Origin of the sequence: Bradyrhizobium sp. LMTR 3 (assembly GCF_001693485.1) — a bacterium.
In the GTDB taxonomy this organism is placed as follows: Bacteria; Pseudomonadota; Alphaproteobacteria; order Rhizobiales; family Xanthobacteraceae; genus Bradyrhizobium.
Genome location: NZ_MAXC01000004.1, coordinates 120,430 through 132,799 on the forward strand (window position 1 = coordinate 120,430; position 12,370 = coordinate 132,799).

13 protein-coding genes are annotated in these 12,370 nt (G+C 63.1%); 7 read left to right on the top strand and 6 right to left on the bottom strand.

The features are described 5' to 3' along the window. Nucleotides 1-51: 51 nt before the first annotated feature. A complete protein-coding gene (locus tag LMTR3_RS04805) occupies nt 52-1,260 on the top strand; it encodes an acetyl-CoA C-acetyltransferase (RefSeq protein ID WP_065743940.1) in 1,209 nt (402 codons plus the stop codon). A gap of 145 nt (nt 1,261-1,405) precedes the next feature. After that, nucleotides 1,406-3,619, top strand: a complete 2,214-nt coding sequence (locus LMTR3_RS04810; RefSeq protein ID WP_065743941.1) for an FAD-dependent oxidoreductase — start codon at nt 1,406-1,408, stop codon at nt 3,617-3,619. Between the two features lie 174 nt (nt 3,620-3,793). Here LMTR3_RS04810 and gstA read toward each other — a convergent pair whose 3' ends face one another. Continuing rightward, on the bottom strand, nt 3,794-4,408 hold the full coding sequence (gene gstA / locus LMTR3_RS04815) for a glutathione transferase GstA (protein WP_065743942.1): 615 nt from the start codon (nt 4,406-4,408) through the stop codon (nt 3,794-3,796). A 122-nt stretch (nt 4,409-4,530) separates the two neighbouring features. Here gstA and LMTR3_RS04820 point away from each other — a divergent pair, with 122 nt between their 5' ends. From LMTR3_RS04820 to LMTR3_RS04830, 3 genes are all read left to right on the top strand, one after another. Next, entirely contained in the window at nt 4,531-5,019 is a 489-nt protein-coding gene (locus tag LMTR3_RS04820) for a MarR family winged helix-turn-helix transcriptional regulator (protein ID WP_065743943.1), read from the top strand. 96 nt (nt 5,020-5,115) lie between these two features. Further along, nucleotides 5,116-6,486 carry a glutamate--cysteine ligase gene (locus LMTR3_RS04825; RefSeq protein ID WP_065743944.1) on the top strand — a complete coding sequence of 457 codons (1,371 nt, stop codon included), beginning with the start codon at nt 5,116-5,118 and terminating at the stop codon, nt 6,484-6,486. Nucleotides 6,487-6,715: 229 nt separating this feature from the next. Then, nucleotides 6,716-7,243 (top strand): PAN domain-containing protein, encoded by a 528-nt coding sequence (locus LMTR3_RS04830; RefSeq protein ID WP_141686479.1) that lies wholly within the window; start codon nt 6,716-6,718, stop codon nt 7,241-7,243. A gap of 145 nt (nt 7,244-7,388) precedes the next feature. Here LMTR3_RS04830 and LMTR3_RS04835 read toward each other — a convergent pair whose 3' ends face one another. From LMTR3_RS04835 to LMTR3_RS04855, 5 genes are all read right to left on the bottom strand, one after another. Continuing rightward, on the bottom strand, nt 7,389-7,961 hold the full coding sequence (locus tag LMTR3_RS04835; protein WP_065743946.1) for a nucleotidyltransferase family protein: 573 nt from the start codon (nt 7,959-7,961) through the stop codon (nt 7,389-7,391). Between the two features lie 115 nt (nt 7,962-8,076). Further along, nucleotides 8,077-8,418 (bottom strand): MmcQ/YjbR family DNA-binding protein, encoded by a 342-nt coding sequence (locus LMTR3_RS04840; protein WP_065743947.1) that lies wholly within the window; start codon nt 8,416-8,418, stop codon nt 8,077-8,079. A 108-nt stretch (nt 8,419-8,526) separates the two neighbouring features. Further along, complete coding sequence (lepB, locus tag LMTR3_RS04845; protein WP_502686602.1) at nt 8,527-9,315, bottom strand: signal peptidase I; 789 nt, start codon at nt 9,313-9,315, stop codon at nt 8,527-8,529. Next, nucleotides 9,315-10,739, bottom strand: a complete 1,425-nt coding sequence (gene tldD / locus LMTR3_RS04850; RefSeq protein WP_065743948.1) for a metalloprotease TldD — start codon at nt 10,737-10,739, stop codon at nt 9,315-9,317. Before tldD ends, lepB begins: the two co-directional genes overlap by 1 nt. A 192-nt stretch (nt 10,740-10,931) precedes the next feature. Continuing rightward, the gene (locus LMTR3_RS04855; protein WP_065743949.1) at nt 10,932-11,327 is read right to left on the bottom strand and encodes a winged helix-turn-helix transcriptional regulator; all 396 of its coding nucleotides are present in this window, start codon (nt 11,325-11,327) and stop codon (nt 10,932-10,934) included. Nucleotides 11,328-11,452: 125 nt separating this feature from the next. Between LMTR3_RS04855 and LMTR3_RS04860 the strand changes: the two genes are divergently transcribed. Next, nucleotides 11,453-11,845, top strand: a complete 393-nt coding sequence (locus LMTR3_RS04860; protein ID WP_065743950.1) for a DoxX family protein — start codon at nt 11,453-11,455, stop codon at nt 11,843-11,845. A 10-nt stretch (nt 11,846-11,855) separates the two neighbouring features. Next, entirely contained in the window at nt 11,856-12,359 is a 504-nt protein-coding gene (locus LMTR3_RS04865; RefSeq protein ID WP_065743951.1) for a DsrE family protein, read from the top strand. The last annotated feature ends 11 nt before the right edge of the window (nt 12,360-12,370 follow it).

A 12,370-nucleotide genomic window follows, 5' to 3' on the forward strand; every position in this document is an offset into this window, starting at 1 on the left:
TTCCCGTTCGATCTGCCTATAATATTATGATCCTCATACCAGGAGGGCGTCATGCCTGAGGCATATATCTACGATCACGTTCGCACCCCGCGCGGCCGCGGCAAGCCCGATGGCGCGCTTCACGAGGTCACGGCGCTGGCGCTCGCCACGGTGCCGCTGCAGGCGCTGAAGGAACGCAACAACCTCGCTGAAGACGTCGTTGACGACGTCATCCTCGGCGTGGTCGATCCGGTCGGCGAAGCCGGCAGCGACATCGCGCGCTTCGCGGCGCTGAAGGCGGGCCTCGGCGAAAGCGTTCCCGGCGTGCAGATCAGCCGGTTCTGCGCCTCCGGCCTCGATGCCGTGAATTTTGCCGCCGCCCAGATCATGGCCGGCCAGCATGAACTCGTGATCGGCGGTGGCGCCGAATCGATGAGCCGCGTCGGCATCGGCGCGTCCGGCGGCGCCTGGCCGATGGACCCGTCGATGGCGGTGCCGTCCTATTTCATGCCGCAGGGCGTCTCGGCCGATCTGATCGCCACCAAATACGGCTTTTCGCGCGACGACGTCGACGCCTATGCCGTGCAGAGCCAGCAGCGCGCCGCCAAGGCCTGGGACGAGGGTCGCTTCAACAAGTCCGTGGTTCCGGTGAAGGACGTCAACGGCCTCACCATCCTCGCCAAGGATGAGCACATGCGGCCCACGACGACGATGCAGTCGCTGGCGCAACTGCAGCCGTCGTTCACCGTCGTCGGGCAGATGGGCGGCTTCGATGCGGTCGCGATCCAGTCGCACCCCGAAATCGAGCGCGTCAATTACGTCCACCATGCCGGCAACTCTTCCGGCATCGTCGATGGCGCCGGCGCGGTGCTGCTCGGCAGCAAGGAAGCAGGCGCCAAGCACGGCCTGAAGCCGCGCGCAAAAATCCGTGCCTTCGCCAATATCGGCTCGGAGCCCGCGATGATGCTGACCGGCCCGGTCGATGTCACCGAAAAGCTGTTCGAGCGTTCCGGCATGAAGAAGTCGGACATCGACCTGTTCGAGCTCAACGAGGCCTTTGCTTCCGTCGTGCTGCGTTACATGCAGGCGTTCGAGATCGACAATTCGAAGATCAACGTCAATGGCGGTGCGATCGCGCTCGGCCATCCGTTAGGGGCGACGGGCGCCATGATCCTCGGCACCGTACTCGACGAGTTGGAGCGCACCAACAAGTCGACAGCGCTGGTGACGCTGTGCATCGGCGGCGGCATGGGGACGGCCACGATCATCGAACGGGTGTAACTGCGGTGGGGTGGGTTAGCCGAAGGCGTAACCCACCATGCCACGGCGAAAGAAGCGGTGGGTTACGCTTCGCTAACCCACCCTACGAGATCACAGACACAACCGCCGCGCCTGACATCGGCTGCCGGCACCGAGGGAGCACAACATGGCCTTCAAGAATTTCAAGCTCGAGACCGACGCCGACGGCATTGCGCTCGTCACCTGGGACATTCCGGGACGTTCGATGAACGTGCTCGATGAAACCTCGACCACCGAGCTCGAGGAGATCCTGAAACAGACCACGGCGGACGCCGCGGTAAAGGGCGTGGTCATTACTTCAAGCAAGGAAGCGTTCTGCGCCGGTGCCGATCTTTCCATGCTCGAGGGCATGAACAAGGAATACGCGAAAGTCTTCAAGGAAAAGGGCGAGGTTGCCGCAAACCAGATGCTGTTCGACCAGAGCCGGCGCTTTTCGCTGGTGCTGCGCGGCATCGAAACCTGCGGCAAGCCATGGGCGGCCGCGATCAACGGGCTGGCGCTCGGCGGCGGCTTTGAGGTGACGCTATCCTGCCACTACCGCGTTGCGGCTGAAAATCCCAAAACTCGCCTCGGCCTGCCCGAAGTGAAGGTCGGTCTGTTCCCGGGCGCCGGCGGCACCCAGCGCGTGCCGCGCCTGGTGCCGCCGCAGGACGCGATGACGATCCTGCTCAAGGGCGACCCGGTCACCGTCGAGAAGGCCAAGTCGCTGAACCTGATCCACGCCATCGTGCCGGCTTCCGACCTGATCAAGGCGGCGAAGGACTGGATCAAGGGTGGCGGCAAGGCGGTCGCGCCCTGGGACGAGAAGGGCTTCAAGCTGCCGGGCGGGCCGGTGTTCTCCAAGGCCGGCATGATGATGTTCCCGGCGGGGAATGCGATCTACCGCCGCGAGACCTACGACAATTATCCGGCGGCGCGCGCCATCATGAGCTGCGTCTATGAGGGCCTGCAGTTGCCGATCGACGCCGCGCTCCGCGTCGAGTCGCGCTACTTCACGCAAGTGCTGCGCTCCAAGGAAGCCGCCGCGATGATCCGCAGCCTGTTCCTGTCGATGCAGGAACTGAACAAGGGCGCGCGGCGGCCTGCGAACGTGCCGCCGACCAAGGTGAAGAAGATCGCCGTGATCGGCGCCGGCTTCATGGGCGCCAGCGTCGGCTACGTCTCGGCGCGCGCGGGCCTCGACGTCGTCCTGATCGACCGCGACCAGGAAAGCGCCGACAAGGGCAAGGCCCATGCGCAGAAGGTGATCGACGAGCAGATCGCCAAGGGCCGCGCCAAGGCAGGTGATCGCGACGCGCTGCTGGCGCGCATCACGCCATCAGCGGATTACGCTGCGCTAGGGGATTGCGACCTCGTCATCGAGGCGGTGTTCGAAGACCGCAAGGTCAAGGCGGAAACCTTCGCCAAGGCACAGCAATATCTGAAGCCTGACGCGATCTTCGCGTCCAACACCTCGACGCTGCCGATCACTTCGCTCGCCGAAAGCTTCAAGGATCAGGGCAAGTTCATCGGCATCCATTTCTTCTCGCCGGTCGAGAAGATGATGCTGGTCGAAATCATTCTCGGCAAGAGCACCGGCGATGTCGCGCTCGCCGCCGCGCTCGACTATGTGCGCGTGATCGGCAAGACGCCGATCGTCGTAAATGATTCCCGCGGCTTCTACGCCAACCGTTGCGTCGGCCGGTACATCGCCGAAGGCAACGAGATGTTCCTCGAAGGCGTGCCGCCGGCGATGATCGAGAACTGCGCCAAGATGGCCGGCATGCCGGTAGGTCCGCTGTCGCTGTCGGATGAAGTCGCCCTCGATCTCGGGCTGAAGGTCATCAAGGCGACCGAAGCCGATCTCGGCCCCAACGCCATCAACCCCGACCAGAAGAAGCTGATGGTGGAGCTGGTCGAGAAGCAGGGCCGCCTGGGGCGCAAGAATGCCAAGGGCTTTTACGATTATCCCGAGAAGGGCAAGGGTCAGAAGAGCCTGTGGCCGGGACTATCCGCGCTGCAGCCCAAGCAGCTCGACCCCGACACGATCGACGTCGAGGAATTGAAGCAGCGCTTCCTGGTGGTGCAGGCTGTGGAGGCCGCGCGCACGGTGGAGGACCACGTCATCACCGACCCGCGCGAGGCCGATGTCGGCTCGATCCTGGGCTTCGGCTTCGCGCCGTTCACCGGCGGCACGCTGTCCTATATCGACTTCATGGGCACGCGGAAGTTTGTCGAGCTCTGCCACAAGCTCGAGGCCAAATACGGCTCCCGCTTCACCCCGCCGAAGCTCCTCGAAGATATGGCGGCGAGCGGCGAGACCTTCTACGGCCGCTTCCCGCCGAAGAAGCAGGCGGCGTAACGCTCTCCTTCGTCATTCCGGGATGGTCCGAAGGACCAGACCCGGAATCTCGAGATTCTCAGATGCGCAATTGCGCATCAGAGTTCGATGCTTCGCATCGCCCCGGAATGACGAAAGCAAAAGGGCCGGATCATCGAACCGGCCCTTTCGCTTTTTCCGCAATCCGTGGAGCGTTCACGCCGCCTTCAGCAGCCCTTCCTTGGTCATCGCCTCCTGCACCATCGGGCGCGCGGCGATGCGGGCCTTGTAGGCAAGAAGGTTCGGCATATCAGAGAGATCGAACTTCAAGCGGTCGGTCGCCCACATCAGCATGGTGAACAGATAGCCGTCGGCCACGGTGAATTGCTTGCCCATCAGGTAGTCGCGCCCGGCCAGCGCCGTTTCCAGGTACTTGAACTTGCTCATGGCGCGATCCTTGAAAAACGGCTTGGCGTCGTCGGCCAGCAACGGCGAGAACATCGGCCCGAGATTCTTGTGCAGTTCGGTCGTGATGTAGTTCAGCCACTCCAGCAGCTTGTAGCGCTCGTCCGAATCGCGGGGCGGTGCCAGGTTCTTGCCCGCCTTGTCGGCGATCATCTGGACGATAATTGGCCCTTCGGTGACCAGTTCGCCCGAATCGAGGGCGAGGGCCGGCACCTGGCCCTTCGGGTTGACCTTCAAAAAGTCGTCACCATTCTCCAGCTTCTTGGCGCGCAGGTCGACCTTGACCAGGTCGTAGGGCAGACCGGCCTCGAGAAGCGCGATATGGGGGGACAGCGAACAGGCGCCCGGGGAATAATACAGTTTCATTGGATTTTTCCTTCCCTCGTAATTATTGGCGGGCTGACTAAATGCATCTGCATGGAATAGTCAAGATTGATGCACCTGCATTTAGTGCGGTACACTGATCTGTGACAGATACGGATTAGGCTATGAAACGCAAACCATCGACCGAGGCGACCGCCGCCTGGATCCGCCTGATGCGGGTGCAGAGCCGGGTGCTCGATGCCGTCGAACAGGATTTGAAGAAAGCGGGCTTTCCGCCGCTGGCCTGGTATGATGCGCTATTGGAACTGTCGCGCGCCCCGTCCGGCGAGATGCGCCCGGTAGAGCTGGAAAAGCAGATGCTGATCCCGCAATATTCCACCTCGCGGCTGATCGACCGCTTGGTGGACGAGGGCCTGGCGGCGCGGCGCGAATGCAAGATCGACAAGCGCGGCCAGTTCGTGGAGATCACCGAAGCCGGGCGCGAGTTGCAGAAGAGGATGTGGGGCGCCTATTCGGCGGCGATCGAAAAGCACGTCGGCTCCAAACTGTCCGATGTCGACGCCATGAAGCTTTGTGGTCTGCTCGACCGGCTGGGCTGCTCGTGCTCCGACGTCAAGGCGGCGGCTGCCCGCGACGGCGTGCCGGCGCGATGACATCTTTGATACGTTTCGTTGGTGCGGACGCCGCCGTCCGCACCCCTTCAGCCACACGGCGCGTTCGGTCGAATCGCCAGATATCCGGATTTTTTCATGGCGCGTGACCAGATCGATATGACGCCGCTGCAATCGCGTGACGAACTCGTCGCGTGGTTCGAGGCCGGCATCAAGCCGCCGTCCGAGTTCCGCATCGGCACCGAGCATGAGAAGACCCCGTTCACGCTGGAGGGCCGCCAGCCCGTGCCGTATGAAGGCGCGCGCGGCATCGGCGCGCTGCTCGAAGGCATGCAGCTTTTGCTCGGCTGGGAGCCGATCATGGAGCACGGCAACATCATCGGGTTGTATGACGTCACCGGGGGCGGCGCGATCTCGCTGGAGCCGGGCGGGCAGTTCGAATTGTCGGGCGCCCCGCTCGAGAACGTGCACCAGACCCAGTCCGAGCTGATGGCGCACCTGGCGCAGGTCCGCGAGATCGCGACGCCGTTGGGCATCGGCTTTCTCGGGCTTGGCATGACGCCGTCCTGGTCGCGGTCGCAGATCCCGGTGATGCCCAAGGGCCGCTACAAGATCATGACCAACTACATGCCGAAGGTCGGCCAGTACGGCATCGACATGATGTACCGGACCTGTACGGTGCAGACCAATCTCGACTTCTCCTCCGAAGCCGACATGGTCAAGAAGCTGCGGGTGTCGATCGCGCTGCAGCCGGTGGCGACCGCTTTGTTCGCCAATTCGCCGTTCACCGAGGGCAAGCCCAACGGCTTCCTGTCGTTTCGCTCCGAGATCTGGCGCGACACGGACAACGCGCGCGCCGGCATGTTGCCGTGGGTATTCGAGGACGGCATGGGATTCGAGCGCTGGGTCGACTACGCGCTCGATGTGCCCATGTACTTCGTCAAGCGGGGCGAGACCTATATCGATGTCGCCGGCTCGTCGTTCCGCGCCTTCTTCGAGGGCCGCAACAATTCGTTGCCCGGCGAGCGCCCGACGATATCGGATTGGGCCAATCATCTGTCGACGATCTTCCCGGAAGTCCGCCTGAAGCGTTATCTGGAAATGCGCGGCGCCGATGGCGTGCCGTGGGGCCGCCTGCCGGCGCTGCCGGCGTTCTGGGTCGGCCTGTTGTACGACAATGACAGCCTCGACGCGGCCTGGGAGCTGGTCAGCCACTGGACCGCCGCGGAGCGTCAGGCGTTGCGCGACGACGTCCCGCGCTTCGGCTTCAAGGCCAGGATCAAGGACCGCTATCTGTTCGAGGTTGCGAAGGAATGCCTGAAGCTGTCGCATGCGGGCTTGCGGCGGCGCAACCGCGTCGACCACTCCGGCCGCGACGAGAGCCGCCACCTCGAACCGCTGGAGCGCATCCTCGAAGCGGGCCGCACGCCGGCGGAAGAGATGCTGGATAAATTCAACGGCGATTGGGGTGGCTCCGTGGAGCCGGTCTATCAGGAATACGCGTTCTGATTAAACGGGTTGCCTGGTGTTCGGGCCGTTCATCCGCCGTACAGGTTGATGGCGCTCAAATGACAGCCGATCCAGCGTGATCCGAACGGCCGCCTGCCAGTCTTTCGAAAAATCATGCTGAATCAATGGGCTGAGGGCGGGACGACTTTTCGAGGAAAGTCATCCCGCGCTGGCAACGCGCATTCGAAAGCAACCGCAGATGGAGACAGGTCGCCTGCTCAGGGCGTGTATGGTGGCGCTCGCCTTCTTGGCGGCGGCCGTATGCGCGCGCCCGGCGCTGGCGCAGGCCAATTTCGACCGTCCCGGCGGCGATTATCTCAGCGCGCCCGTGACCTCGGGCGATCCGGCGGAATGCGCGCTGATCTGTGAGCGCGATCGGCGCTGCCGCGCCTGGAGCTTCAATTATCCGACCGGCTTGATCAAGGGCGCGGTCTGCTGGCTGAAGGGCAGCGTGCCGCCCCGAATCAAGAGCGGCGATTGCTGCGTTTCCGGCGTGCGCGGCGCCGGCGTGGTCGAGCGCCGCAATGACAGCGTTGAAACCTCAATCGACCGTGTCGGCGGCGATTACAAGAATTTCGACCTCAAGGACGGCGACGGCGATGACGCCTGCAAGGCAGCCTGCGCCGCCGACAACAAGTGCCGCGCCTGGACCTACGCGCGGCCGGGCTATGCCGGGAAGGAAGCGCACTGCTTCCTGAAGAAGGACATCAAGCCGCCGCGAAGGAAGGCGGGGTTTACCTCGGGGGTGGTGAGGTAGCGCCGCATCCACAGCCGTCGTCCCCGCGAACGCGGGGATCCATAACCACGAATGCCTGTTGTGTGCTTGGCTGTGGCCTCAGTTTTCGCGAGCACAAAGATCAGTGGTTATAGGTCCCTGCGTGCGCAGGGGACGACGATGATTGTCATGGTGCATCCACCGGCAGCACTGTGATCTCCGGCCACAGCGCCTTCCAGCGCTTCGCCTTCGCCTCGTAATTCGACGCAGAAAAATTCGTGCCCGGATTCGGTCGCGCGATCAGCCCGGCGACGTCATCAAAACCATTCGGCGCGTAAACCTCATAACCATCCCGCGTGCGCCGGATTCCGATCTGGGTGTTCTTGGTCAGAAAGCGATCGATGCCGTCGGTCGAGCAACGCAACGGCGGGTAGGGCAGGCCATGTTTCTCCGGGTACCAGAGGTGCACGCGCGCCTGGTTGCGCGCCTCGACCGCGATGCCGCGGCTTGAAAAGCGCTGCGCCAGCGTGCGGATGACGGCATCCTCGGCTTCCCAGGACGTATCGGGATCGAAATAGAACACGTCGTAATCGTTGATGCCGTAATCGACCGCGCGCCTCGTCAGCACGTTCCACACCGTCTGCACCAGGCAGCCGGAGACCAGCCACGCGTCCGGCAGCGACAGCCGAAACAGTTCCTCGGTGATGATTTCGTTGGCCGGGTTGCGTAAGGCAGCGGTGAGGAATTCGGCTTGATTCATCAAAGCGCCGTCGGTCGTTTGTAGGGTGGGCAAAGGCGCGCTTGCGCCGTGCCCACCATCTTGTTTCGCGATGGGAAATTGGTGGGCACGCTTTGCTTTGCCCACCCTACAAGTTCTACAAATTCCCGTCGAATTCCTTCACCGCCTTCTTCGACGCCAGCATGAGCCAGTGTCGCCGCAGGAACGGCTCGACGATGGTGCGGCTGGCCTTCGACAGGCGGATCAGCACCATCGGATAATCGCGGTAGTGATCGGTGAAGTAAAATACCTTCGGCTGGCTTTCCACCAGCATCTCGCGCTCATCCCTTGGCACGCCCGGCATCACCAGGCTGTCGCCGTCCTCCTTCAGCCGCACCAGCATCTTCTTGCGCACCTTCAAGGCCGGTGTGCCGTAGGAAGTGCCGTCCTCGACCTCCGGCCAGGCCAACGCGATTTTTCGGACGTCGTCGAAGGTCATGGCTGGCGCCGTAGGGTGGGCAAAGCGCAAGCGTGCCCACCATTAGCTTGATCGCCGGCGAGATGGTGGGCACGGCGCATATGCACCTTTGCCTACCCTACTTCCCGCTCAATGCACGGAGGTAAAAAACCGCGCCAGCCGGAAACCCGACAGCCAGGTCCATACCGGCTGGTTGCGCATGCCGAGATCCCAGGAGCCGACCACGGCATCGGCGCGGCCGATCAGATTGTCGATCGGCAATAGTCCCACGCCGCCGTCGCGCACGGAGACGCGGCTGTCGGCGGAATTGTCCCTGTTGTCGCCGAGCACGAACAATTTGCCCGGCGGCACCGTCACCTCGGGCGTGTTGTCGAGCCTTCCATTGTCGCGCATCTTGAAGATGGCGTGGCTGACGCCGTTCGGCAGCGTCTCGACGAAGCGATAGGCCCGTTCGGTGTTGCCGCGGTCGTCTTCGGCCTGCGCCAGGCCGTCCGGCTTCAACATCGCGGCATGGTCGTTGATGAAGAGCTGGCCCTGCCGCAACTGGATGCGGTCGCCCGGCAATCCGACCACGCGCTTGACCCAGGCCTGCGAGCGGTCGCCCGGCCAGCGGAACACGACGACGTCGCCGCGCTTGGGTGTTTCGCCGAACAGGCGTCCGGTCTCGGGTAGCGTGATCTGGATCGGCAGCGACGCCGCGCCGTAGCCGTAAGGATATTTCGAGGCGAGCAACGCATCGCCGATCAGAAGCGTCGGCTCCATCGAGCCGGACGGCACGTAAAACGGCTCGGCCAGCGCGCCCTTGGCGATGAAGACGACGGCAACGATCGCCGCCAATTGCACGGCCTGGGCGCGCCAGCTCGCCACCTTGCCGAGAGAAGCGTCCTTTTGATCACCTACCAGTTTCTCGTCGCTCACTAGCCCGTTCCTCCGACCGTGATCCTTTCCATCCGCAGCGTCGGCTGGCCGACGCCGACCGGCACGCCCTGGCCGTTCTTGCCACAGGTGCCGATGCCGGTGTCGAGCGCCAGATCGTTGCCGACCATGGTGATGCGGTGCAGGTCGGTCGGCCCGTTGCCGATCAGCATAGCGCCCTTCAAGGGCGCGCCGAGCTTGCCGTTCTCTATTCTGTAGGCCTCGGTGCACTGGAACACATACTTGCCCGAGGTGATGTCGACCTGGCCGCCGCCGAAATTCGCGGCATAAACGCCCTTCTTCACCGAAGCGATGATTTCCGCCGGATCGCGCTCGCCCGCCAGCATATAGGTGTTGGTCATGCGCGGCATCGGCACGTGGGCGTAGCTCTGGCGACGGCCATTGCCGGTCGGCTTCATGTTCATCAGCCGCGCGTTCTGGCGGTCCTGCATGTAGCCGACCAGAATGCCGTCCGCGATCAGCACGGTGCGGTTGGTCGGCGTGCCCTCGTCGTCAATTGAAAGCGAACCACGCCGCGACGCGATGGTGCCGTCGTCGACGACGGTGACGCCCTTGGCCGCGACCTGCTTGCCCATCAGTCCTGCGAAAGCCGACGTCTGCTTGCGGTTGAAGTCGCCTTCCAGCCCATGACCGACCGCTTCATGCAGCATCACGCCGGGCCAGCCGGCGCCAAGCACCACGTCCATTTCGCCCGCGGGTGCAGGCACCGATTCCAGATTGACCAGCGCCTCGCGGATCGCGCCGTCGGCAGCCTCGCGCCACGCCTTGGTTTCGATGAAGCGCGCATAGCCCTCGCGGCCGCCATAACCCTTGCTGCCGCTTTCCTGCCGGTCGCCTTGTCCGGCGACCACGGAAATGTTGACGCGCACCAGTGGGCGTATGTCGCGATAGCTTTCGCCGTCAGGCCGCAAAATTTCCACCACCTGCCAGGTGGCGCCCAGGCTGATGGAAGCCTGCCGCACCCGCGGATCCTTGTCGCGGACATAGGCGTCGATCTCTGCCAGCAGCTTGACCTTGGCTTCGAACCCCGGCGCATCCAAAGGATTCTCGTCGCCATAAAGCCGAACGTTGGTATGCGCGGGAGCAGCGGCAAAATTGCCGCTGTAGCCGCCGCGCACCGCGGCGACCGCGTCCGCCGCGCGAATTAGCGCCGGCAGCGACACGTCGGAGGAATGCGCGTAGCCGACCGCGTCGTCCTTCACCGCGCGCAGGCCAAATCCCTGCGAGGTGTCGTAGGTCGCCTGCTTCAGCCGGCCATTGTCGAAGCCGAGCGCTTCGGTCTGGCCGTATTCCAGAAACAGCTCGCCGTCGTCGGCGCCTAAAAGCCCCCGCGTGATCTCGCGTCTGACGGAATCGCGGTCGAGATTGGCGCGGTCGAGCAGGGAGGTGGTGGCGAGGTTGGTCATGCAGGCTCCGATGCGAATGTTCGCTGTCGTCCCCGCGAACGCGAACGACCCATAACCACAAGCGCCAATTGTAAGCGCAGACGTCCGGCGAGTTCACATTACAACGCGGACATCTGTGGTTATGGGTCCCTGCGTTCGTAGAGACGACGGTGGTGGAAGATAGTCACGACCGCAGCAAAAGGGGAGGGCCCCTCACGGCTGTTTGTCATGCGCTTTGCCGGCCGCATTCGCAGCCTCCGAATCGGACTCCAGCCTGCCATGCGCATTGGCCCAGCGGGACAGCTCGTCGAACACGGGTTTCAGGTCCTTCGCCGCAGGCGTCATTTCGTATTCGACCCGCGGCGGCACTTCGGGAAACACGGTGCGCTTCACCAGGCCTTCGTTTTCGAGATCGCGCAATTGGGTGGTCAGCATGTGCTGCGTCACGTCGGGAATGGCGCGCCGCAATTCGCCGAACCGGCGCTTGCCGCCGACCAACTGCCAGAGGATTTCGCCCTTCCACTTGCCGGAAAGCACGCGAAGGGCGCGCTGAAGCTGCGGCGCTGCCGGGCATTCGGACAGTGCGGGCTCATTAGTCTGCTTTTTCATACTACCCCAGAAAAATCATCCTACTTGTCAATTTCATCTTAGTACCGAATTTTGATTTTGAAAGCCTTGGGCACCTTAAGTCTTGGACACCTGGGGACCGCTTCTCAAACTTTCGGGAGTATTCGATGTCGGAGATTGCTGTACCTGCCGGGCGCCGTTGGACCCATGTTGGCGTGTGGATTGTCAGAGGATTGCTGGCGCTGGCGTTTCTGGGGGCCGGGGGCGTCAAACTCTACGGCGTGCCGATGATGGTGGACGAGTTTCACCACATTGGGCTCGGCCAATGGTTTCGCTATTTGACCGGCAGTCTCGAGATCATCGGGGCAATCCTGCTGCTGCTTCCACGAAAGGCCGGCTTCGGCGCGCTGCTGCTGATCTGCATCATGATCGGCGCCGTGATCACGCACTTGTTCGTCATCGGCGGATCGCCGGTACCGGCGATTGTCCTGCTCGCGCTCAACGCGCTCGTGGCCTATTCTGAGCGTGAGGCGATTGCCTCTTTCGCCAAGGCGTTTTGAAGCAGCGGCGATGCGCCTGTCTATCCGCCGGGTAATTAAATGGGTCGGGCTGGCTCTGACCTTCATCGTGCCGCTGGTCGTAACGTTGTTGCTGACCGAGCCGGGCTCCGCTGTCTCGAAACCGGAGGCGAAGCGCGCATTGCCTCCGGTGCATCGGCTGGTGCTGCCGATCAATAGCGACGATCCCACCACGATGCGGGCGTTGATCTCGACCTCGCTCAACCTTCCGAAATACTATCAGGAGCGCAACGAGCCGTTTATGATCGAGGTCGTTGCCTACAATGCCGGCGTTCACATGTTCCGTGCCGACACGTCGCCGGTGAAGGATATGCTGCAGGTGGTAAGGGCGGTGAATCCGAACATCCGTTTCGTGGTCTGCGATGCGACGAAGCAGGGCATGCAGCGCAGCGAGGGCCGTCCGATCACGCTGATCGATCACGTCGACCTGGTGCCGAGCGGGCCCGGACGCATTATCGAATTGCAGGAAGCCGGCTGGTCCTACATCCGGTCATGACAAACGGACAC

Coding starts and splice junctions, on each gene's coding strand:
- LMTR3_RS04805 (WP_065743940.1), top strand. CDS start 52: ATGCCTGAGGCATATATCTACGATCACGTTCGCACCCCGCGCGGCCGC.
- LMTR3_RS04810 (WP_065743941.1), top strand. CDS start 1,406: ATGGCCTTCAAGAATTTCAAGCTCGAGACCGACGCCGACGGCATTGCG.
- gstA (WP_065743942.1), bottom strand. CDS start 4,408: ATGAAACTGTATTATTCCCCGGGCGCCTGTTCGCTGTCCCCCCATATC.
- LMTR3_RS04820 (WP_065743943.1), top strand. CDS start 4,531: ATGAAACGCAAACCATCGACCGAGGCGACCGCCGCCTGGATCCGCCTG.
- LMTR3_RS04825 (WP_065743944.1), top strand. CDS start 5,116: ATGGCGCGTGACCAGATCGATATGACGCCGCTGCAATCGCGTGACGAA.
- LMTR3_RS04830 (WP_141686479.1), top strand. CDS start 6,716: ATGGTGGCGCTCGCCTTCTTGGCGGCGGCCGTATGCGCGCGCCCGGCG.
- LMTR3_RS04835 (WP_065743946.1), bottom strand. CDS start 7,961: ATGAATCAAGCCGAATTCCTCACCGCTGCCTTACGCAACCCGGCCAAC.
- LMTR3_RS04840 (WP_065743947.1), bottom strand. CDS start 8,418: ATGACCTTCGACGACGTCCGAAAAATCGCGTTGGCCTGGCCGGAGGTC.
- tldD (WP_065743948.1), bottom strand. CDS start 10,739: ATGACCAACCTCGCCACCACCTCCCTGCTCGACCGCGCCAATCTCGAC.
- LMTR3_RS04855 (WP_065743949.1), bottom strand. CDS start 11,327: ATGAAAAAGCAGACTAATGAGCCCGCACTGTCCGAATGCCCGGCAGCG.
- LMTR3_RS04860 (WP_065743950.1), top strand. CDS start 11,453: ATGTCGGAGATTGCTGTACCTGCCGGGCGCCGTTGGACCCATGTTGGC.
- LMTR3_RS04865 (WP_065743951.1), top strand. CDS start 11,856: ATGCGCCTGTCTATCCGCCGGGTAATTAAATGGGTCGGGCTGGCTCTG.